This window comes from Lactiplantibacillus sp. ME-2, assembly GCF_022549155.1.
GTDB lineage: Bacteria > Bacillota > Bacilli > Lactobacillales > Lactobacillaceae > Lactiplantibacillus > Lactiplantibacillus plantarum.
The window spans coordinates 1-22277 of record NZ_JAKZEQ010000044.1; the positions used below are offsets into that span (position 1 = coordinate 1).

Annotated in this window: 14 protein-coding genes, 8 tRNA genes and 1 riboswitch; of the genes, 8 read left to right on the forward strand and 14 right to left on the reverse strand. The window is 47.0% G+C overall.

Annotated features, from left to right (window positions below):
• From MMY95_RS13295 to metK, 3 genes are all read right to left on the reverse strand, one after another.
• A partial coding sequence (locus MMY95_RS13295) for a KxYKxGKxW signal peptide domain-containing protein (protein WP_277602023.1) occupies nucleotides 1–5095 on the reverse strand: 5095 nt, incomplete at its 3' end.
• A gap of 383 nt (nucleotides 5096–5478) precedes the next feature.
• A complete protein-coding gene (locus tag MMY95_RS13300; protein WP_003643189.1) occupies nucleotides 5479–6981 on the reverse strand; it encodes an MDR family MFS transporter in 1503 nt (500 codons plus the stop codon).
• A gap of 136 nt (nucleotides 6982–7117) precedes the next feature.
• Complete coding sequence (gene metK / locus MMY95_RS13305; RefSeq protein WP_003644222.1) at nucleotides 7118–8305, reverse strand: methionine adenosyltransferase; 1188 nt, start codon at nucleotides 8303–8305, stop codon at nucleotides 7118–7120.
• Nucleotides 8303–8408: riboswitch (SMK box riboswitch) on the reverse strand. Its footprint overlaps the gene before it by 3 nt.
• A gap of 110 nt (nucleotides 8409–8518) precedes the next feature.
• On the opposite strand from metK, the gene MMY95_RS13310 reads away from it, so the two are divergent.
• On the forward strand, nucleotides 8519–9238 hold the full coding sequence (locus MMY95_RS13310; RefSeq protein WP_003645274.1) for a hypothetical protein: 720 nt from the start codon (nucleotides 8519–8521) through the stop codon (nucleotides 9236–9238).
• Between the two features lie 75 nt (nucleotides 9239–9313).
• On the opposite strand, the gene MMY95_RS13315 is transcribed toward MMY95_RS13310, so the two are convergent.
• Together MMY95_RS13315 and mmuM are read right to left on the reverse strand one after the other, a co-directional pair.
• Complete coding sequence (locus tag MMY95_RS13315) at nucleotides 9314–10810, reverse strand: glycosyltransferase (protein WP_013355431.1); 1497 nt, start codon at nucleotides 10808–10810, stop codon at nucleotides 9314–9316.
• A gap of 400 nt (nucleotides 10811–11210) precedes the next feature.
• Nucleotides 11211–12140, reverse strand: coding sequence for a homocysteine S-methyltransferase (gene mmuM / locus MMY95_RS13320; protein WP_053267022.1), 930 nt, complete (start codon nucleotides 12138–12140; stop codon nucleotides 11211–11213).
• A gap of 113 nt (nucleotides 12141–12253) precedes the next feature.
• Here mmuM and MMY95_RS13325 point away from each other — a divergent pair, with 113 nt between their 5' ends.
• The 5 genes from MMY95_RS13325 (at nucleotide 12254) to MMY95_RS13345 (ending at nucleotide 18547) form a co-directional block, all read left to right on the forward strand.
• Nucleotides 12254–13636, forward strand: coding sequence for an amino acid permease (locus MMY95_RS13325; protein ID WP_003645277.1), 1383 nt, complete (start codon nucleotides 12254–12256; stop codon nucleotides 13634–13636).
• A 331-nt stretch (nucleotides 13637–13967) separates the two neighbouring features.
• Nucleotides 13968–14942, forward strand: coding sequence for a ferrochelatase (gene hemH / locus MMY95_RS13330; RefSeq protein ID WP_104795634.1), 975 nt, complete (start codon nucleotides 13968–13970; stop codon nucleotides 14940–14942).
• Nucleotides 14914–16239 (forward strand): Nramp family divalent metal transporter, encoded by a 1326-nt coding sequence (locus MMY95_RS13335; protein ID WP_011101340.1) that lies wholly within the window; start codon nucleotides 14914–14916, stop codon nucleotides 16237–16239. Before hemH ends, MMY95_RS13335 begins: the two co-directional genes overlap by 29 nt.
• An 838-nt stretch (nucleotides 16240–17077) precedes the next feature.
• Nucleotides 17078–17914, forward strand: a complete 837-nt coding sequence (locus MMY95_RS13340; protein WP_241277704.1) for a metallophosphoesterase family protein — start codon at nucleotides 17078–17080, stop codon at nucleotides 17912–17914.
• A gap of 114 nt (nucleotides 17915–18028) precedes the next feature.
• Nucleotides 18029–18547, forward strand: coding sequence for a GNAT family N-acetyltransferase (locus tag MMY95_RS13345; protein ID WP_003643199.1), 519 nt, complete (start codon nucleotides 18029–18031; stop codon nucleotides 18545–18547).
• Between the two features lie 191 nt (nucleotides 18548–18738).
• Here the strand turns inward: MMY95_RS13345 and MMY95_RS13350 are convergent, their stop codons facing one another.
• Entirely contained in the window at nucleotides 18739–19260 is a 522-nt protein-coding gene (locus tag MMY95_RS13350) for a hypothetical protein (protein WP_003644213.1), read from the reverse strand.
• Nucleotides 19261–19454: 194 nt separating this feature from the next.
• Between MMY95_RS13350 and MMY95_RS13355 the strand changes: the two genes are divergently transcribed.
• A complete protein-coding gene (locus MMY95_RS13355; RefSeq protein ID WP_053267025.1) occupies nucleotides 19455–20528 on the forward strand; it encodes a guanine permease in 1074 nt (357 codons plus the stop codon).
• A gap of 2 nt (nucleotides 20529–20530) precedes the next feature.
• Nucleotides 20531–21073: a phosphoribosyltransferase family protein gene (locus MMY95_RS13360; RefSeq protein ID WP_003643202.1), complete on the forward strand. Its 543-nt coding sequence runs from the start codon at nucleotides 20531–20533 to the stop codon at nucleotides 21071–21073.
• Nucleotides 21074–21461: 388 nt separating this feature from the next.
• On the opposite strand, the gene MMY95_RS13365 is transcribed toward MMY95_RS13360, so the two are convergent.
• The 8 genes from MMY95_RS13365 to MMY95_RS13400 form a co-directional block, all read right to left on the reverse strand.
• Nucleotides 21462–21546 (reverse strand) — tRNA-Leu (locus tag MMY95_RS13365).
• A 55-nt stretch (nucleotides 21547–21601) separates the two neighbouring features.
• Nucleotides 21602–21672 (reverse strand) — tRNA-Cys (locus MMY95_RS13370).
• Between the two features lie 22 nt (nucleotides 21673–21694).
• Nucleotides 21695–21766: transfer RNA gene (locus MMY95_RS13375), tRNA-Gln, on the reverse strand.
• A 7-nt stretch (nucleotides 21767–21773) separates the two neighbouring features.
• Nucleotides 21774–21846: transfer RNA gene (locus MMY95_RS13380), tRNA-His, on the reverse strand.
• A 5-nt stretch (nucleotides 21847–21851) separates the two neighbouring features.
• Nucleotides 21852–21925, reverse strand: a tRNA-Trp gene (locus MMY95_RS13385).
• 8 nt (nucleotides 21926–21933) lie between these two features.
• Nucleotides 21934–22016: transfer RNA gene (locus tag MMY95_RS13390), tRNA-Tyr, on the reverse strand.
• A 5-nt stretch (nucleotides 22017–22021) separates the two neighbouring features.
• Nucleotides 22022–22094: transfer RNA gene (locus MMY95_RS13395), tRNA-Phe, on the reverse strand.
• A gap of 55 nt (nucleotides 22095–22149) precedes the next feature.
• A tRNA-Val gene (locus tag MMY95_RS13400) sits at nucleotides 22150–22222 on the reverse strand.
• Between the last annotated feature and the right edge of the window lie 55 nt (nucleotides 22223–22277).

The following is a 22277-nucleotide window of genomic DNA, read 5'->3' on the forward strand; positions in this document are numbered from 1 at the left end:
TATCCGAGTCGGAGTCACTGTCGGAATCAGAATCACTATCCGAGTCGGAGTCACTATCGGAATCCGAATCGCTGTCGGAATCTGAGTCACTGTCGCTATCCGAATCACTGTCTGAGTCGGAATCTGAATCACTATCCGAATCCGAATCGCTGTCGGAATCGGAATCACTGTCTGAGTCGGAATCACTATCCGAGTCGGAGTCACTGTCGGAATCGGAATCGCTATCCGAATCCGAATCACTATCAGAATCCGAATCACTATCAGAATCCGAGTCGCTGTCTGAGTCAGAATCACTGTCGGAATCCGAATCACTGTCAGAGTCGGAATCACTGTCGCTATCCGAATCACTGTCGCCGTCAGAATCACTATCCGAGTCATCTTCACTAACATTAGCAGCTAAATCAGCATAGTAGCCTGCATCATCAGCGGCACTTGAAGCTTTCTTTTTAGCTTCAGATGCTTCGGACGCTTTCTTTTTAGCTTCCTCTGCATAACTGGAAGCAGCCGAGTTTTCGCCAGCAGCTTCCGCAGAATCTGCATTTGATTGGGCGGCTGCCGCATTAGAGGCTGCAGTTGAAGCAGCTGTTGCGGCTGACTGTGCATCAGAAGCTGCTGCCGTTGCTTGTTCTGCGTAGGAGCTTGCTTCTGAGTTTTTACTTGCATATTCGCCCGCAATGTTCGCATAAGAACTAGCAACTGAACCATATTCCGTCGCTTGATTTGCGTAGTTAGCTGCTTCGCTAGCTGCAGAATCTGCCGCTTCAGTTGAAACAGCATTAACAGTCAAGTAAGCCCGGCCTAAAGTTACAGTTGTCGTGGTAGTAGTCCCGTTAGTCGTATTGGATCCAGTAATAACTAGGTAGTAATAACCGGATTGCCCTACTGTCAGATCCGACAGATTAAGTGTCGTACCAGTCTGACCACTCAGCGCTGTTCCAGTACCGTCCGCTGTTGAAGAATAATACCATTGATAAGTAACATTAGTCCCAGTACCCGTAGTCGAGCCATCTGGAACCCACGTCAAATCACTTCCTGCATCAACAGTTGCATCCTCAAGGCCACTACCAATTGTAATTGTCTTTGAAGATGAATAGCTAGTTCCGTCTGCATTTGTAATTGTTGCTGTGATTGTCACCGTTCCATTAGACACAACGGTCAAAAGGCCAGAATCATCAATTGTCGCAATGCTTGAATCACTTGTCGTCCAGGTAATCGTTCCCGTAGCATTCTCAGGGTTAGTCGTTGATGTAAACTGGCTAGTAACCTTATCGTTTGAGCCACTCGAACTGTTCGTTGGATTAATGACGTAATCATCACCAGCTATGGAAATGTTTGTTGCTGGAATATTGCTACTATAAACATCTACTTCCGCTAAATTACTTGCAAATGTATAAACTGTAGCCAAGTTTAATAAGTCCCAAGAAAACCCTTGTACGGCTTGGAATAGTAATGATCCAGTATAGCCCGCTTTGATAGTAACTGTTAATGAGCTACTGGTTGACAGTAAACCAGCACTGTCAACTGCATCATATGATTCAATATAAGCGCTGGCCTTATCTAAGGTCATCCAAGTGCCGTTGACTTGAACATACCAAGTTGTTTTTGATGATAGTGCAACCCCACCTAGTCCTAATGCTGACGAAGCTGACAAGGTAAAGGTCCCACCAGAAACGGTCGACGTCACTGCTGCGGGTTGAGAAGTCATCCCACCAGAAATAACAATCCCTAGAATTGTCGTTGCATTACCCGTATTAGTGCTTTTATATGAATTCGTATTGTTTGAATAATTCGTCGCGTTGCTAGCCGCCGTACTACCTAAAGCCGCATTGGATGTAGACAATGCCGCATATGAGGTTGCTTCACTAGCTGCTGCTGAGGCATTGGTCACATATGAGCTGGCCATAGCATAATCGCCCGCAGCTACTGCCGATGAAGCCTGGCTTGTATACTGAGCTGCCATTTCCGCAGCTGAAGTTGCGGCCGCCGCTGCACCCAAAGTTGTCACGGCATAATTATTAGTTTGTGCAACGTATGAGCTACCCAACGTGGTGTTTGACGCATACTTTGCACTTAATGAACTCGCGACACTGATTGCGTTCCCGGCTGCCGATTCAGCTGCTGACGCTGCGCTAGAAGCAGCCGTTGCAATCGAATTATAATAACTGGATTGTGCTTGCACGACCGTTTGGGTAATCGCACTCGCCGCACTCGAAGCAGCATTCAATTGATCTGTGGCATAGGTTAAACGCAAAGCCGCGTAGCTTTGTTGCAAGGCAGCCGAATTATAATTCCCGTCCGCTGCATATGAAGCAGCAAGACTTGCTGCTTCACTAGCTGCCGCAGCGTATGAACTAGCCGCTACAGCTGCAGAACTTGCCGCTGCATTATAACTGCTAGTTGCAGTGGTATTAAATGAAGAACCAGCAACGTTATATGCATTAGCAGCGTTGGCCGCATAGGATGCAGCTAACGAGGCTTGGTCACCGGCCACATTTGCCGATGACGCAGCCATACTGGCATAACTTGATGCTAAATAATCAGCAGCGGTATCACCACCATCTTCATTAACCGCATTTTTCAAAGCAGTATCGAGACTAGCTGCTGCCTCAGATGCCGCACTACTTGCAGAACTAGCATATTCAGTTGCAACACTCGCATAACTCGATGCCATTCCTGCCCAGATATTAGCACTGGTATACGCCCCTTCGGCTTCATAAGAAGCGGCCGAAGTACTGGCCATAGTTGCAATACTTGCCGCCTCCGAAGCCACACTCGCATATGAGCTAGCTGCGTTGTATGAAGAATTAGCCTGTGACGTGTAGTAGCTAGCTAATGAGCCCGTCAAGTTAGCTGAAGAACTGGCCAAACTGATTGCATTACTTGCAGCGGCGGCTTGAGAGGTTGCCACTGAGGCTGCGCTGTTGGCTTGACTAGCATAACTGCTGGCAATTTCAGCGTAGGTCCCTTCTGGATTAGTGACAACAATGGTAATCACATTACCAGCTGCTTTAAAATCTGAAGTGAAGACTAATGCCGTGACTCGCTTACCAGTCACGACTGCTTGATAATAATACGTCCCTGAAGTAGTTGCAGTTGTTGTATACGTTGCCGATGTTGCACCACTAATGGTCGTCCAAGTTGTCCCATCCGTTGAGACATACCAAACATAAGTTGGTGTACCACTTACTGACCCCGAATCCAAAACCACCTTGTTGGTGATTGTCACAGTATCTCCAGTCGAGACACTTTGCGTTGCCGTACTCGTCGTTAAAGTCGCATTGGAACTAACGGTTTGTTCATTAGCGACATCCGTCGAAAACTTAGCAGCTAAAGTCGCGTTAGACTCGGCAGTTGCAGCGTAACTAGCAGCCAATGAAGATGCCGATTGGGCCACCCGAGCGTATGAGTCCGCGGTGGCAGGATCACTAGCACTGACAGCGGATTTTGCAGCCGTACTTGCGACGGCGTAGGCTGATGAAGCAGAGCTAGCGGCCGTTGCAGCACTTGAAGCATAAGCTGACGCTTGAGTACCAGTTTGCGTTGCTGCCACACTGGCCGCACTTGAAGCCGTACTCTTTGCTGTATTCGCCACGTTTGCACTTGAAGAAGCCGCACTCGCCAAATCACTAATTGCAGTACTATTGGCAAAACTGGCTGCCGAACTAGCGGTGCTAGTAGCGGTGCTCCCGGCGGCATATTGACCAAGCGCCTCCGTTGCGGCGGAGGAAGTAACTGCATAGGCAGTACTAGTGGCTTCATAGTCATTATTTGCCGCATTACTACTTACCGCGGCATAGGCTGAGGAAGCTGCCACCGCAGCAGTCGTTGCGTTAACCGCGGCCGTTGAAGCCGCAGCTGCCGTGCTAGAAGCGACGGCGTAAGCTGAGGTAACGGCCGTATTATTTTTATCGTATTGCATGGCTAAGTATGCACTGTTGGCTGCTTCAGCTGCCGAGCTGGCCGCTACCGTGGCTGCGGATGCCGCACTGGATGCGGCGGAATAATTGCTACTTGCTAAATTAATTAAGCCTTGGGTAGCAGCACTGCTGGCCGTTGAGGTGGCCGTTGAAGCCAGGGCTGCGTATGAACTGGCCGCACTGGCTGCACTAAATGCTAAAGAGTTGGCATTAGCGTATGCCAATGTATTATCTACATTGGACCCCACACCATTTGTCATTGCGTCTAAGTACATGTTTGCAATACTATTGTAGTGCCGTGACAAATCAGCCGCGTTAAGCGCTTCTTGATAGGCACTTTGGGCCGCACTCACTGCTGCTTGCGTCGTTAGGTTATTGACCAAACTAGCATAGCTGCTGGCAAGTGTGGCGTATGAACCGGCTAATGAAGCTGACGATGAAGCCGCCTTAGCTGCGGTACTATCGGTATTTGAGCTGGCAGCCGATTCCGACGAGTAAGCTGCAATGGCTGCCGTTGAAGCCGCCGTACTTGCAGACTTAGTCGTGCTGGCAACACTGCTTGCTGTCGAGACAGTACTTGCCGCTACGCTAGCACTGCTTGACAAACTCGTCGTACTTGAGCTAGCTGCGGAAGAACTGCTGCTATCAGTTAAACTCGATGAAGTAGCGCTTGACGAGCTCGAACTACTACTTGAACTTGCGCTGGATGCGCTCGAACTAGCCGTTGAAACACTGCTACTACTAGTACTTGATGTACTTGTCGCATTAGTCGTACTTGTTTCGCTCGCAGAACTTGCGTCTGAAGCACTGTCATCGCTGCTTGAACTATCCGATGAAGATTTGGAATTACTGTTCGAGGCAGTTTCACTCGAAGAAGATGCCGTAGACGAGTCACTGGTAGTACTAGTTGACGTACTACTTGCCGTTGCAGCAGCTAGTGCCGCCGCACTCGCTGCTGCAGAAGACGTATCCGCCCCCGAGCTGGCACTACTAGTGGCACTACTTGCCGTATCGCTACTAGTATCCGCCGAAACCGTATCTGCATGAGATACTAACTGAGGTGCAGCAGTCAATACAAATGATGCCATCGCCGTAAATACCCAAGTACGGCCGACTTTAAACATCTTGTAGTGAACTTGCGGATCTCCCCTAAAAGATTTATGTCTCAGAAATTTCATGGTTTTGCCTTCCTTCTCTAACCTAATCAAACCCGTTTATATATGATACAAAAAACACATATATAGCATCATTGGTATACACCATCAATCGTTAGGTTATGCACTCATAATACTATGATTATGTTTTGTTGGCAATAGTTGATACCGTCAATCTTATTACACGTTTTCCATTAATTTTCCTAAAATAGTTACCAAATAAATAATATTAATGAAAACGAGTGTAATAGGCCTCATAAAGCCCATTACACTCGTCTAACAACTTAAAATTTATTTATAACACTTATGGAAATTTTATTGAAAATTTTTCAGATTTTTTACGTCAATATCAAATAAACGACAAATTATGAGTCACTTTGACAATTAATTTGTTGATACTAAGCCGACTAATCCTGATTTTGGTTTAAATCAGCCGCGTGTTGTGCTGCCGTTTTTTGTGGTCCGCGATCCAAACTATTCACAATAAAGGCTAGAATAACCAAACCAAGGCCAATCAGGTAGACCCAATGTAAGCCCGTATATAAGATACGATGAAGTGTCGGCAACAAATGAGACGGTAATTGCGTTGCTGTCTGTGGATTGATCAACTTGTTCATCATCGCCATGTTCGTTCCTGCATGGTGCTGAATACCTTGGTTCATCCCAACGTTCAACGCAATTCCAAAGATTGAAATCATCAACGTTTGGCCAATCGTTCGACTCAACGTATTGAAGGACGTTGCGACGCCCACGTTCTCAGCTGGCACAAGGTGTTGCGACGTGACGGTCGTTGCTGTAATTGTAATTCCGAAGCCCACGCCACCAATCGCTGTGATCAGGAAGAACCATGGGAAAGCAGTATTAACTGGCAACCACGCTAAGCAAATGCTTGTCACGAGGATGAAAGCCAAACTCAGATACAAAATCCGTCGCGGCGCCCACTTTGCCAATAACCGCCCCGTCACGAATGACCCGACGATCCACATTAACGAGCTCGGTGTCACTGCGAATCCCGCCAAAGAAGCCGGTACACCCAGTATCCCCTGAGTCCAAGTTGGAATATAAACTTCAACGGCCATTAGGAAACCACTGACTAAGGCCGCCACGGCATTCTGAATAATAAACGTGTGGTTTTTGAATAAATCCATCGAAATCACTGGTTCATCCGTGCGACTTTCACGACGAATAAATAGCCACAAACTGAGCGCACTAATGATCCAAGCAGTCCCAACGGCCACCCAACTGATAGTGGCGTTTCCCAATAGTTGGAAGCTTAGCATCAAGCACAGCAAGAAGAGCATCAGCCAAAAGCTACCCAAGTAGTCGATTTTCACGTTATTGTGACGTTTGGGTTCTCGTAAATAAAATTGAAATAGGAAAAGGGTGATCAACCCAACTGGCACATTAATGAAGAAAATCCAATGCCAGCTGAGCTTATCGACAATTAGTCCACCAATCAGCGGTGCCAGCACTGAAGCAATGCCCCACGCTGAACTATTGAAGCCTAGCACTTTGGCCCGGCGTTCGAATGAATAAATATCTGCGATAATTGTCATTGAGACTGGCATTAGCGCCCCGGCACCGATCCCCTGAATGGCCCGCCAAAAAATTAGCACCGGCATCGAATTAGACAAACCGCTCATCATAGACCCGATAATAAAAATAATTAGTCCGGCTTGCATCACTGGTTTTCGGCCGACCAAGTCAGTCAGCTTTCCATAAATTGGCGTCATCATCGCATTAGTCAATAAATAAATTGAGAAAACCCAATTCATCAATGAAACCCCGTGTAAATCACCAACAATCGTTGGCAAGGCGGTCGACACGATTGTCCCTTCAATCGCACTCATAAACGTCGCGACGTAAATGGCAACCGTAACCGCCATTACGTTAGTTTTACGCTGTTGCATCTTAGTAATTCTCCTTCTCTATCAATCATTTTAAAACCCCGTGCATCTAAAATAGCCCGCAAAAAAAAGCAACCTTGAAAAAAGGTCGCTTTTAGCGTCGAGTACCTACAGACCGTAACGAATCAACGTTACCGCATTATTTAAATGCTGCTTTTAAAGCATCCACTTTATCAGTATGTTCCCATGGCAAATCAATATCGGTCCGACCAAAGTGGCCGTATGCCGCAGTTTGCCGATAAATTGGCCGTTGCAAATCGAGCATTTTGATAATCCCAGCTGGGCGTAAATCAAAGTTTTCGCGAATGGCGTTAATCAACGCTTCATCACTAACCTTCCCGGTTCCGGCAGTATCCACTGCAATCGAAACTGGTTCGGCAACCCCGATGGCATATGCCAATTGCACTTCGACCTGATCAGCTAAACCGGCAGCCACAACGTTTTTGGCAATGTAACGAGCAGCGTAACTTGCAGAACGATCAACCTTGGTCGCGTCCTTACCAGAAAAGGCACCACCACCATGATGGGCAAAACCACCGTACGTATCCACGATGACTTTCCGACCAGTCAAACCGGCATCCCCTTGAGGACCACCAATAACAAAACGACCAGTTGGGTTCACAAGATACTTAGTTTGGTCATCTAATAAATCAGCTGGTAACACAGCCTTGATGACTTGATCAATGACCGTTTGCCGAATTGTATCCAAATCAACATCAGGATCATGCTGAGTAGACAAGACCACTGTGTCGATTCGCTTAGGTTGGTTGTCTTCGTCATATTCGACCGTGACTTGGGCCTTAGCATCTGGACGTAACCACTTAATGGTACCATCCTTACGTAGCGCTGCAATTTTACGCATCAACCGATGGCTCAATGCGATTGGCAGTGGCATTAATTCAGGGGTTTCGTTGATGGCATAACCAAACATCATCCCTTGATCACCAGCACCGATTTGATCTAATGGGTCAGCATCGCCAGAACGCGTCTCCAAGGAATCATCGACCCCTTGCGCGATATCTGGTGATTGTTCATCCAATGAGACAAGGACGGCACAATTGTCACCGTCAAAGCCGTATTGACCATCAACATAGCCAATCGACTTGATCGTGTCACGCACGACCTTTTGAATATCAACGTAGGCCTTGGTCGAAACTTCACCGAAGACCAGCACTAATCCAGTCGTCACTGAAGTTTCAACAGCGACCCGTGCTTGTGGATCCTGGGCTAACATTGCGTCCAGGATAGCGTCACTGATTTGGTCAGCAATCTTATCAGGATGACCTTCAGAGACAGATTCAGATGTAAATAAGTGTCTTTCACTCACAATAAATTCCCCCTTGATAATTTCGGTTACAAGGCATCTAAGCATCACTTATTCTTCATTGAACAAGCTAAACTTATCCTTTCGGGAACGGCTCATAACTATATAAGGTTATCACAATCACCATTTTTTTTAAAGATTTCTGTCAAATTATTGACGGGAACTGCCCCGACCGGTACGATTAACTCATTATCCTAATTAGAGAGTGTTGACAATATGATTCGAATCGGAAAATTACATATTAAACGCGATTACATCGCCTTGGCGATCTTTACCATCGTTCAAAGCATCATCAGTTGGTGGGCCGCCCTCGATTACGGGCGCTCATTTCAAACGGCCTCATTTTCAGCCGCGCAGTTACCACTGATTGGCTACACCTTAGCCGTGGCCGCCGCGGTCTTCATTATCTTAGATCGGCGGATCGCTCCCCAGTGGAGCCTCATTGCGATTGGAATTACCGTGGCCTTTGCATTTACCAACATTATTGCCAAGGAATCCGAACTACTGTACCTGCTATTAACGTGCAGTGCGTGGTTGCTCGTGATGGCTGTTCCACGCTTCGGTATGCAAAACTACTTTGGTCTAGTCGTTTTCGGCGTCATCATGACGTTCACGATCCCAGTGGCCGTCTTCGATTTACAAAATAACTATTTATCAACTACTTTTCTCTGGAAACTGACCCCCATGCTGGCTAGTTATGTCTTCCTATACGTTCCGAGCTTCAGCCGTCAGCGCCAAATCAATCAACTGATTTCGGCCATCACTGGCCTGCTACTTGTTATCACCATCTTCCTGCAGCCGCTGACCTGGCAAACGATCGTTGCAATTCTCATCACGATTGCTGTCTGGTTCAGTCAACAGTCCTTTGGCCGTACTCGGTTACATCTCATGATCAACGTAGCCGTTCAGTTGGTACTGATTTTATTACTTTATTAATATCTAGATAACAACAAGGCGTCTACCTAGTCTCTCAAACTAGGTAGACGCCTTGTTTGCCCCTATCACCGGTTCTTAAAGTGCTGCTATTAACTGGCGCCACTTTTCAATAATCGTCTGCTTGCTGTAACGAGTTGCTGAATTGTAGGCATTCGTAATCAGTTGTGCTTGTCGTTCAGGGTGCTGTAAATACTGACGAACTTTCATTGTCAACTCATCAACATCATTGGGTGTCACTAAGTACCCGTTAACGCCATCTTCGATAATATCTTCCGGCCCGTACGCAATTCGATAGCCAATAACCGGCACGCCATAGCTTTCAGCTTCCATTGTGGCTAGCGAAAAACCCTCTTCCACACTCGTCATTAAGGCGAGGCTTGCCCGCTGGTACTCTTCTGCCAGATTGGGCAAGAAACCCCGAATAACAATATTTTTTTCTAGCTGATTGGCCTGAATAAATTGACGCATTTGCATTTCAATCTTTTGCCCATGCCCAAACAACTGCAAAGTCAAGTCGGGAAATTCACCAACTAACCGACGAACCACTTCCAGTTGATGTGGTAATTGCTTTTCCGGCGAATAGCGCGCCACACTAATAATTCGGTGCAGGTCACGACCATCAATTTTAAACGGATGAACCGTTGTATAGCCGACTGGAATCACGACAACTGGTGGTAAATTATCATAGCGTGCCAATAAATCACGCTTTTGATGCTCGGTCGACACAATAATTCGGTGAAATTGGTCTGGATGGGCTAGGACATACCGATAGACCGATTTCAAATGCCCACTTACCACGTCCTCACCAATCCGTAGATGCGTGCTATGTAAGACTGAACACACGCGAATTGCGGGGCGCGTATGACCTAAGGCCGCCGCCGTTTGTCGGTTACGATCACAGAAATAGACGTCATCAGCAGTGGCCAATTCATTGAAGAAGAATGTCTGAAAAGCCTGTTCGGTATTGAAGAAAAAGTCTCTTTGTTGATAGTTCTTCAACGTAATCAGTCGTAGTTTTGGCTCTGGCCCGGTAATATCATACTGTTTGATAATTTTGACTTGCCCTTGTAAATCATAATACACTTCTGTGTGCACTTCCTGATGTTTCACTAAAAAGCTTGTCCGGCTCAGGAAGCCCCGGTTATCATAAAATTCGCGTCGGACTTTAACACCCTGATTATCAAAATAATTGACATAATCCAATTGTTGTCGCCCGGCGTCCACAAAATGAACGTACATCAAATATTGACCATCGGTATCCAGGACGCGAAAATCCGTCGTATTTGGAACCTGAATCACCTTAAAGTGACAAACAGCTTGCCAATAGTGCATCCAATCATGATGGATTTTAGTCACTGCTTCAGGCATCGTCCCCTGAAAGAAATCATACAAACTAAAGCATTTTCCTTCCGCACCAAAGCGGGCCGCATGCTCATGTAAACGCGGATTATAAGTGACATAGACGCATCGAGCCTGATAACCAGTGGCGTCAAATAGCGCCAGTCGGTTCAACTGTGCCTTTTCAATTCCCGTCAATTTCAATCCTAAACCAGTACCCACAAAATAATACATCACCTAGCCGTTCCCTTCTCAATCTGAAAAATCAACTCATCCTGTCACCGAGTTCAAAAACTTCGAGTACGCACGAACGATTGACCACTTCATCTGTTATATCTATACACTATCTTTACCCTACCATATTTTACGTTACTCGACCAAGATATGAACAGTTTTATTGACATAAAAAAATCGCTAGTCGTGAACAACTACCGTATCAGCAGTGCCCGACTAGTGTTTTTTCACCAGTTTCAATTAAATTGCTAGCCATACCTAGTAACGCTCAGCACACTAGGTATTGTTTTGCTCAAATATAATTAAATCAATAATTAGTGTGTAACGAACACCCCAAGACAACTTAGATCTCTGAGACACGCCCACCATGAACTAAAACACCGTCATTTCTTAACATTTTTCAAAGCTTGGCGGAATCCGAAACACTGAGAGCCCGTGCCACCGTCGCAATATCCTTCGGCGTTGTGCGACAACAGCCGCCGATAATGCGGGCCCCGGCGGCTAACCACTGGGGGACAAAGGATGCAAATTGATGACTCAAATGAGTTTCTTGCCAAGTCTTCGTCACGGGATCATATTGATCACCAGAATTAGGATAAACGATCAACGGAACCGCTACAGCAGCCTTCAAAGTGGTTAACGCTGGTGCAATGTTTTCCAGCGTAGTGCAATTGACCCCCACAGCGACCACGTTCGGCTGGGCCGCCACCCACTTTGCGGCCACAGCTAATGACGTCCCATCACATAATGTCTGTGGATCCTTGATACTAAAGCTTACCCAGTATGGTTGTTGCGGCCAAGTGGTTGTGATTAGTTGTACCAAAGCCTGTACTTCGTCTAAACGTGGCATCGTTTCTAATGCAAGCACGTCCACCCCGGCGGCCATGATCAACGCCAGGCGTTCGCGGTGAAAGTCTTGATAGGCACTCGGCGTTAACTGATATGCACCCGTGTACTCACTACCATCCGCTAAGTAAGCACCGTACGGGCCAATACTACCAGCAATCACAGCATCCGTGACATGACTAGCATCACGCGCCGTATGAGCAATTGTCACCGCCTGTTGTATCAATTGACGCGCTTGTGCGGCAGCAATACCAGCCTGCTCAAATGCAGGCACGTTGGCCTGGTATGTATTAGTTGTCATGATTTTTGCGCCCGCATCCAGATAGCTCTGATGGACCGCTTGAATCGCATCCGGGTGGTCCAACATTGCCGTGGCTGACCACAGTGCGCTATTGGTTGCCACGCCCCGTTTTTCTAATTCCGTAGCCATCGCACCGTCCGAGACGACTGGGCCCCGGTTCAATTGTTCAGTTAATGAAAGCATTGCAATAATTGCCTTCCTTTCTACTTATAAATTATGTTATTCTAATAGCATTGTTGATTTTCTAATCATAGTCTAATCATATTAATTCTGCAAGTAAGGAAGGCCGGTACATTATGTCAAAACAAACCCACCTCAGTCGCCAGATGGAATCACGGCACGTACTGATGATTTCGCTCGGTGGCGTGATTGGGACCGGATTATTTTTAAGTTCCGGTTACACGATTCATCAAGCGGGGCCAATTGGGACCCTGCTCGCCTATACCATTGGAGCCATCCTCGTCTATCTCGTCATGCTCTGTCTAGGTGAGCTGTCAGTTGCAATGCCCTACACCGGGGCGTTTCACGTCTATGCGAAAAAATATATTGGTCCTGGCACAGGCTTTACGGTTGCCATCCTATATTGGTTGACTTGGACGATTGCCCTCGGTTCAGAATTTACAGCAGCGGGGCTCATCATGCAAACGTGGTTTCCGCACATTGCGACCTGGATCTGGAGCCTCGTCTTTATGGTGGTCATCTTCACCGTTAACGCCCTCTCCGTACGCTGGTTTGCGGAAGCGGAATTCTGGTTTGCCAGTATCAAAGTCATCGCGATCATTGCTTTTATTGTGTTAGGCGGACTGGCAATGGTCGGTATCCTGCCACTTCACGGTCATACCAGTGCCCCGTTTCTGAGCAACTATACGCGTAACGGTTGGTTCCCCAATGGTTTTGGTGGCGTCTTTACGACTATGCTAACGGTCAACTTTGCCTTTTCCGGAACTGAGCTAATTGGAATTACAGCTGGTGAGACTAAGGATCCGGCCCACACCATTCCGACCGCAATCAAAACGACCCTCTGGCGCCTGATTATTTTCTTCATCGGTAGCATGTTCGTCATGGCCGCACTGATTCCTTACAAACAAGCAGGTGTGACGCAAAGTCCATTCGTGCTCGTCTTCAAAGCGATTGGGATTCCCTACGCTGCTGATTTAATGAATTTCGTCGTATTGACCGCCATTATGTCGGCCGCTAATTCTGGCCTCTACGCGTCTACCCGCATGCTGTGGTCACTTGCGAACGAGGGAACCATTCCAAAGGTTTTCAAACGAACCACGAAGCGTGATGTGCCGTTAGTCGCCCTAATTACTAGCATGCTGGGTGGCATTCTGGCCCTATTGTCGAGTGTCTATGCCGCCGGTTCGGTGTACCTGGTCTTAGTATCCATTTCAGGACTTGCTGTCGTCATTGTTTGGATGGCAATTGCCCTTTCGGAGATCAACTTCCGCAAAGCCTACCTGAAAAGTGGGCAGTCACTTGATCAATTGACTTTTAAAACGCCCGGCTACCCGGTCGTCCCGTGGCTGGCCTTTATCTTAAGTGGACTCTCTTGTATCTTGATTTGGTTTGACCCTAACCAGCGGATTGCCTTGTATTACACCATTCCCTTCGTGGCGATTTGCTATCTAGGCTACTATCTCAATCAACGTTATCGACGGACCCACGCCGCAAAGTAAGCCCGTTAGTCAGCTCAACTCACCAAGTCCACCCAGTAATCGCCTTTTGATGTTGACGACCTAAAAACGAACATGGTCATGGCTTTTGCTGGCATTTCTGAATCTACTTTTAAAGTACGATCCAGCCGACGACACCGATTTTTGAACTGCAACAAAACCAAATATCAATTTCAGATCTCTTGCTAGCCCGGCCAGTTGCTAGCAAGAGATTTTATTTATTTCAGCAGTAAATTGATTATCACTAGATAATCGAATAAATAAACCATTAACCCCGTATACAAGCTGATGATTATGCTATGATTAATTTATCAAGAGCATTGGAGGGGTTTCTATGCACCCAGGATTATTACTCGTCAATTTAGGCTCCCCAGCATCCCCACGGACTAAGGATGTCAAAACATACTTACAAGAATTCTTAAGTGATCCAAGCGTCATCGAGATGCCAGCCGCACTCTGGCAACCGCTGTTGCGTGGTATTATCTTACCGACCCGTTCTTGGCGTTCGGCCACCTTTTATCAGGATAGTTGGCTCCCACAAGGCTCACCATTAATCGTCTACAGTCAAGCCATCTGCCAACAAGTACAAGCAGCATTACCCGATTGGGACGTCCGACTAGCAATGACGTACGGTCAACCCGATACCGGTGCGACCTTGAAAGCCATGGTTGCTGATGGGTGTGAAAAGCCAATTATTTTACCACTTTTTCCGCAATACACCCAGAGCACGCACGGCGGCATCCATCGTCAAGTTGAAGCAACTGGATTACCACACACCTTTATCGACAGTTTCTACGACCAACCGACCTACATTCACTTACTAGCAACCAAAGTCTGGCAAAGCTATCAGGCGCATCATTATGATGCGGTCATCTTCAGCTACCACAGCATCCCCACTGCAATGGTCCGCCATGGTGATCCCTATCAACGCGAATGCGAGGCCACGACCAAAGCTGTGTTGGCGGAGCGACCAGAATTACCAGCTGATAAGGTCATTACGGCGTATCAGTCCAAGTTCGGACCGATGCCGTGGTTGAAGCCTTACTTAAAAAATGAGCTCATGCAGTTGGTCGAACTTGGCAAACGCAACGTATTAGTAGTTACGCCATCCTTTGTCGTGGACTGCTTGGAAACCCTCGAGGAAGACTACGTTCAAAATTATCAAACCTTTCGGGCAAGCGGTGGTGATCGGTTTGACTTAGTACCACCGATGAATAAGGATACCGGCTTCAGCCAATTTCTGGCTGACCTCGCTATCCAAAAGCAGGAGGCGTCGAACCATGCAATCACATCGTCATCAAAGTCTTGAAGAAATCAATCAGAGCGTCGCGGTTCCCGACGTTCATCAGACGGCCTTTTGGCGCAAATTTTTAGCCTATAGCGGTCCCGGTGCACTAGTGGCAGTCGGCTATATGGATCCCGGCAACTGGTTGACATCCCTAGCCGGTGGCGGTCAGTTTCAGTACCGGCTTTTAGCCGTGCTCGCATTAGCCATCATTGTCGCCATGTTCATGCAAGGCCTGGCAATCAGGCTAGGCGTTGTAGCCCGGCAAGACTTAGCACAAGCCATCGCTAGCAAGCTGCCCCGGCCCGTGCGTTACGCCGCGTGGATTTTAAACGAAGTCGCGATGATGGCGACTGATATGACGGGCGTAATTGGAACCGCAATCGCCTTAAAAATGTTATTCGGCTTACCACTACTTGCAGGAATTTTACTGACGATTGCGGACGTCTTAGTTGTCTTGTTGTTTTTGAGATTTGGCATTCGGCGTGTCGAAGTAATCGTCCTCGTCGCTATTTTGACCGTCGGCATTATTTTTGGTATCGAGGTGGGACGGGCCCACGTTCAATTTGGCAACGTGTTGCTCGGCTTAGTTCCAACACCATTGATCGTCAAAAATCATACCGCACTAGTCCTCAGTCTCGGAATCTTGGGCGCAACCATCATGCCACATAACTTATACTTACACTCATCGCTTGCACAAAGCCGGCGTTATGATTATCATAATCCAGCCCAAGTCACAGAAGCACTGCGCTTCGCCAATTGGGACTCAACAGTGCACTTGATTGCGGCTTTTCTCATCAACGCACTTTTGCTCGTCCTTGGTGGGACGCTTTTCTTCGGTCACACCAACGCGTTAGCGAGTCTGCAGGCCGTCTTCGATGGGTTAAAAAGTACCACCGTGGTTGGCGCCCTTGCTAGCCCGGTCATGAGCTGGTTATTTGCATTAGCCCTACTAATTACCGGCCTAATTTCATCCATCACTAGCACCTTAGCTGGTCAGATCGTCATGGAAGGTTATTTACACATCCGCTTACCGCTATGGCAACGCCGGCTGCTTACTCGCGCTGTCACGCTAATTCCGATTCTGATTATCGGTATGTTAGTCGGCTTTAGTGACGCTGCCTTTGAAAACTTGATCATTTACGCGCAAGTGGCACTCAGCATCGCCCTCCCCTTTACCTTGTTGCCACTAGTTGCGCTGACAAATGACGCCAGCCTGATGAAGGCCCACGTTAATCGCCCGGCGGTAACGTGGGTGGGATATGGACTGGCCGGAATTATTACGGTGTTGAATATTTATTTGGTGTATAGCTTGTTTTGAGATGAGATCCATTCACATAGCTACTTTGACTTCAGCACTAAACTAAAGGCCGTCAACCGCGAAGCATATACGCAGGTTGATGGCCTTTTGATACTCCAACTCAATTATCGTGGATACTAATTTCCCAATTTTTAGCGATAAATAGTCATACCCCGCAATGTATCTTCTATCAGACAGTATCGCAACGTTATCACTAGTTGCTATGCTAGGTAAAAATTCCCCAGTACAACCCGCACCCATGAATCGCAACAGTCCCAATTGCTAAAATGACCATTTTAGCCAAGCTACATGCCCAATATCAATGGTGCTGGCTCGAATCATATTACTAAATAACATTGAAAAGACAACAAGACACTAGTCAAATTAATTGCCAGCTTTAGTCGAGGCGCATCCGTTACGTTAACTTTTTTGTAAGGTGTCATCATTTATCCAAAACCTCTTTCACAAACAATTAGTTTAACCACTATATTTAGAAGCAATCCATTCAGTTTAAACAATATCACACCATATGTAAGTCACCTTGAACTCTGGGCAATTACATGTGTGGTAACCCACCCGCATTCCATGTACTGATACAATTAAATGACACCAACCAAACTAATCATAAGGCACTATGGTAAAATAAAAACCGTGATTATCGCAAGGATAACCACGGCACGAAACGAATTGGCTTGAATATACGTGCTATATATTACTTCGTTTCATACCCATTATAACAGATAAAAGTTACGATGGCTTTTCATAGTGGTTACATTCATAAATTTTTAAAACCCACGTTTACCAGAATAAAACATCTCACCAGAGTTTAGATTACATAGTAGAAAGGAAGCATCTCAACATGGTAAAAATTGCAGTCCTATCTGACGTTCACGGTAACGCTACTGCACTCGAAGCAGTCTTAGCAGACGCCCAGAAACAACACGTTGACGAATACTGGACAGTAGGCGACATGACCGTTCGCGGGCCAGAATCGGAGCGCTGTCTCACCTTACTAGACCGCGTTCACCCCACCGCCTACGTTCTCGGAAATCACGAGGAAAACTACCAAAAAGTAATGGCAGCCAATCCCAACACGTTTACTAAACCCAAACAAATTATGGCAACGGTTCTCACCGCTTTTGATCGGCGCCAGCTGAGTTCGACACACTTTGAACGGTTACTGAACTTACCAATGACAGTCATCAAACACGTCGGCCCGTTAACCATCCGTCTCCAACACGTCTTACCGACCGTCGCTAGTGGACACGCGCTCGCACCAACTGCCAGTCAGGCCAACTTTGACCAAGCCGCTGAAGGCGATGTCGATATCGTCATCTACGCGCACACGCACCAGCCCATCATGCGCTACGCAACCACGGGACAGTTGATTCTAAACGCCGGGACAGTTGGTCTTCCGACTGCCATTAATCCCCACCTACGCCAACCACGAGCAAACTACTTGCTTCTGACAATTGCTGAGACTGGCCTCCAGCATGCTGACTACCGCGCCGTAGATTTCGATTGGCAGCGTGCTATCACGATTGCGCAAAATACCCACTTACCCTACTTCGAATTCTATGAACAAACTTTGCGGACTAATACTTACCAATATGCACCGAGTGCGGTCGCTGCTTATAATACGCAACATGACATGGCCCAAGAAGCGCGCAAGATTTTACTTGAAAATCGTCACTGAAAATCTCCTAAGAATCGGGAGAAAATAGTTTCATTTTTCTAAAAATTCTGTATACTTTTAAAAGTCGATTACTGCTTCGGCAGTCAATCGCTGTTCAAGAGAGGAGCTAGAATTATGTACTTTAAAAAAGCGACCCTCGATGATCTCGATACGATCATCGACATTCTGAGTGACGGCCGTAATCAACTTGCTGAAGCTGGGGTCAACCAGTGGCAAGGCGACTACCCGTCTCGCAAACAAATCACGGCCGACATCATGCAAGGATCAGCATACTTATTCAATGCCGACGACAACGCAACGGTCGGCGCTGTCGCTGTCGTGCCTTCACCAGACGAAACTTACGATACTGCGAAGGCCGAATGGTTAAATACCACGGCACCTTACGTCGTGATTCACCGAGTCGCGATTCATTCTAGCCATGCAGGTCATGGTTATGCCACTCAATTATTCGAAAAAATCATTGCTCATATTGCTGCGGATCATCCTGAAATCAAAAGCATCCGTATCGATACTCATGCCGACAATCAAGCGATGCAACATCTGATTGCAAAGATGAACTTCAAGCGAGTTGGCGAAATGGTCGGTGTATACCATGTCGATGACGTTTGCTACGTCTATGAAAAAATGCTCTAATTAATCTGAGAACCTGACCACTTGTGGCAGGTTCTTTTTTTACGATCAAATCCAATCAGTCATGCTAAATGACTACTCGTTTGCGGCAGTTGTCACAGCTAAGTCCTTTTGCTCAGCAAATGCACAACGAGTGGCTGTTTGATTCTTATAACCGGCGCACTAGTTGCAGCCCGATTAAGACAAGCTTGGCTTCATTTTTGTAACAAAGTCGCCAGTGCTGCATACCGTTTGCGCCAGTCCAAAATAGTTAGCGACTCACAGGGTTGCGTTAATAGCCAATCCAACTGTGCTTGCCGGTCAGGCTGATCTAAGAAGACGTAACTCCGCGGCGTAACAAAGTTTTCAAACTGACGACGTAACTGTGCCAACGGAATGTTAGGTAAGGTTGTAAAAGCCGTAATCGGTAACGCCAATCCGACTTTAGCGCCTTCAAAATAAGCCGCGGTGGTTGTGGGCGCGTCATGCTGTAACAATGCGCCCACAAGCGCTAATTGTTCAGGCACGAGTTGCAGGCCCTGATCACAACGCAAAAAGAGTTGAATTCCCCCATTAGCCCCTGTCGTATAGACAAATGCTTGAAACGGACGTGCAAAAAAACGCCGACGATATTCCAGAATCTTGGTGCCATTGATAATCGCTTGTGTTGGTTCTGGATGCAACGAAAATAATAATGTTGGCCGCTTTGGCAAGTAATAATCTTTAATCGTTGGCATGGTGCCACCCCTCCTTCACTAATTAGCACTAAGTATACCCCATTTGCGAGCGTGCGCCAACTAATCGTGATTCGTGAAAACACGAACTATAAATAGTTAACAAACAATATTATTCTGACTTTGTCCTAAATTTGCTGGATTTAAACCCTAATCAGTCGTATATTATTCGTATAAACAAAAAAGGCGGTATTAATATGCATTGGTTGGCGGATCTATTGGCAGCAATCGGGGTCGTTTTAAACGGGATCCCACAAGGAATTATGGCGATGAGTCTCGGTTTTGCGGTCTTTCCGACTGCATTTTCATTCGGATTAGTTGGTTTAATCAACGGCGTGGCTAGTTCAGTTGCACCGGTTTCATTTCAAGCGGAATCCCTCGCACTAGTCGGGCACCTGGGACACGATTTACGCGAACGGTCGTCGATTATCTTTTTAGGTGCGAGTCTGATGTTCGTGATTGGCTTGACCGGTACTCTGCCGCTCATCGTTCATAGTCTGGGCAATCAGCTTATGGCAGCGATGATGGCAGGAGTTGGCCTGATGTTGGCTAAAATCGCGTTGCAAATGGCGCACGAACAACCCCAATTTGGGTGGCTGTCAATCGGCTTGGCGGGTGTGACTTATTTGATCAGTAAAGATTTAGTATGGACAATTGCCGTTTCAGTGATTGGAACCAGCTGTTACGCAGCGACGACACATTATCGCGTCGCACTACCGGAACATGTGACGACCCGCAAATTACAATTTGTCAGGCCACAGTTCAGTTTTAAAATCCTGCGAGGTGCTCTGAGTCTAGCTTGTCTTAATATCGGTGCTAACCTCTCGTACGGCTTAATTACTGGCCAAATGACGGGACGACACCCCAACCCGGTCAATCTAAATCTCCTGACTAGTAGTCAGGCATTAGCAGACCTGGGAACTAGCCTTCTGGGTGGCGCGCCAGTAGAAACGATTATTTCCGCGACAGCCAGCGCGCCTGAACCAGTAATCGCGGGTATCCTAATGATGTTGATCATGATGCTGATTCTATTACTGGGATGGCTGCCAAAGCTGGGAAAAGTTGTGCCTAGCACTGCAATCGCCGGTTTTTTGTTTATCTTAGGGACCATTGTCATTTTCCCGGAAAATGCAACCACCGCTTTGCACGGCTCGTTAAGTACGGTTGCAGGCGTAACGCTCGTCGTGACCGCCCTTGTCGATCCATTCGCGGGGCTAATGACCGGGGCACTCCTAAAATTTGGTTTACCATTAATTGGATTGGGGTTATAAATATGCAAACTTATCAGTTAACATTAGGATCGCTGACACGGCAGTTACCATTGATTCGATTAAATGCCACGACTAGCATCGCCTCTTTCGTTCTATTGGGCGACGCTGAGCTGACCGGCTATGCTGCCCGTCAGCTCAGTCAACGGCTAACTACCACTAAATTTGATTATTTAGTCACGATGGAAAGTAAGGGCATTCCGCTAGCCCAGGCACTAAGCCAGGCCACAAACCACCCTCGCTTTATCGTTTTACGTAAGAATCGTAAGGATTACATGCAGCACCCGCTTATCGAACCGGTAAGCGCAATTACGACCAGCACCCCACAACAGCTAGTTTTAGACGGTACTGACGCCGCACTAATCAATCATAAGCGCGTTATCATTATCGACGACGTCATTAGCAGTGGGGGCTCGTTGACAGCTGCCAACGCCCTCCTACACCAAGCTGGCGCCCAAGTGGTCAAGCAGATGGCAATTTTAGCAGAAGGCGCCGCCAGCGAACGAACAGATATCGATTTTTTGGCACCGTTACCATTATTTGACTAGCTGCGGTTCAGAAACACATTACAACTCACTAGCGAGTCACAAAGCAGAACAAGCACCATGGACTTTAAACCAACTACTTCAGTTATCACCGAGTGCAACGAGCAAGTTTTAGATGGATGGATGGATTCGTTTTAAAGACCTACCATAATATGAAAAGCCCTATGTTAGCATGATTTATGCTAATACAGGGCTTTTCGATGCTTACGAGACTATTTCTACGTTCATATTCATGCAATGCTAATATTGTAAATTTATTCTTTGCAACTGGAAAGTTCACCCAAAAATCATTTTGCCTATTTTCGCATGATTCTAAGAATACAAAAAAGCCGTTATATCAACGATATAACGACTTCTTAAAGGTACTTAGAGCTTCCTGAAAACCTCTTAGTACCGGCGATCGGGGTCGAACCGATACTCCCTCAACGGGAACTGGATTTTGAGTCCAGCGCGTCTGCCAATTCCGCCACGCCGGCAAAATAATAACTAGATGGAACATAAATCTGATCAGGATTATAACCTTTTCAGGAAAGGCGGTAACCGGATTTGAACCGGTGATGAAGGTTTTGCAGACCTCTGCCTTACCACTTGGCTATACCGCCATCATTTATTGCCCAAACCCAACTGGGTTAGCTGGATTCGAACCAGCGCATGATGGAGTCAAAGTCCATTGCCTTACCACTTGGCTATAACCCAATCAAAGGGCGGTAGGTGGGAATCGAACCCACGCGTGCCGGAGCCACAATCCGGTGCGTTAACCACTTCGCCACTACCGCCATCATGGCAGGGATAGTAGGAGTTGAACCCACACCGACGGTTTTGGAGACCGTTGTTCTACCATTAAACTATATCCCTATAAAGAATGGAGGGGAGTGGATTCGAACCACCGAACCCGAAGGAGCGGATTTACAGTCCGCCGCGTTTAGCCAGACTTCGCTACCCCTCCATAAATGGCGCGGGACGGAATCGAACCGCCGACACATGGAGCTTCAATCCATTGCTCTACCGACTGAGCTACCGAGCCATATCATTCTTCATGATGGAGTCTATTAAATTATTGATGAGTAACTCTCATCAGATGGAGGATACAGGGCTCGAACCTGTGACCCTCTGCTTGTAAGGCAGACGCTCTCCCAACTGAGCTAATCCTCCATAATGACCCCTACGGGATTCGAACCCATGTTACTGCCGTGAAAGGGCAGTGTCT

What these genes read in the sequence shown, in the direction of transcription:
- MMY95_RS13300 (WP_003643189.1), bottom strand. Translation starts at nt 6,981, where the DNA reads ATGCAACAGCGTAAAACTAACGTAATGGCGGTTACGGTTGCCATTTAC.
- MMY95_RS13315 (WP_013355431.1), bottom strand. Translation starts at nt 10,810, where the DNA reads ATGTATTATTTTGTGGGTACTGGTTTAGGATTGAAATTGACGGGAATT.
- MMY95_RS13345 (WP_003643199.1), top strand. Translation starts at nt 18,029, where the DNA reads ATGTACTTTAAAAAAGCGACCCTCGATGATCTCGATACGATCATCGAC.
- MMY95_RS13340 (WP_241277704.1), top strand. Translation starts at nt 17,078, where the DNA reads ATGGTAAAAATTGCAGTCCTATCTGACGTTCACGGTAACGCTACTGCA.
- MMY95_RS13310 (WP_003645274.1), top strand. Translation starts at nt 8,519, where the DNA reads ATGATTCGAATCGGAAAATTACATATTAAACGCGATTACATCGCCTTG.
- MMY95_RS13355 (WP_053267025.1), top strand. Translation starts at nt 19,455, where the DNA reads ATGCATTGGTTGGCGGATCTATTGGCAGCAATCGGGGTCGTTTTAAAC.
- MMY95_RS13325 (WP_003645277.1), top strand. Translation starts at nt 12,254, where the DNA reads ATGTCAAAACAAACCCACCTCAGTCGCCAGATGGAATCACGGCACGTA.
- MMY95_RS13350 (WP_003644213.1), bottom strand. Translation starts at nt 19,260, where the DNA reads ATGCCAACGATTAAAGATTATTACTTGCCAAAGCGGCCAACATTATTA.
- MMY95_RS13335 (WP_011101340.1), top strand. Translation starts at nt 14,914, where the DNA reads ATGCAATCACATCGTCATCAAAGTCTTGAAGAAATCAATCAGAGCGTC.
- MMY95_RS13360 (WP_003643202.1), top strand. Translation starts at nt 20,531, where the DNA reads ATGCAAACTTATCAGTTAACATTAGGATCGCTGACACGGCAGTTACCA.
- mmuM (WP_053267022.1), bottom strand. Translation starts at nt 12,140, where the DNA reads ATGCTTTCATTAACTGAACAATTGAACCGGGGCCCAGTCGTCTCGGAC.
- hemH (WP_104795634.1), top strand. Translation starts at nt 13,968, where the DNA reads ATGCACCCAGGATTATTACTCGTCAATTTAGGCTCCCCAGCATCCCCA.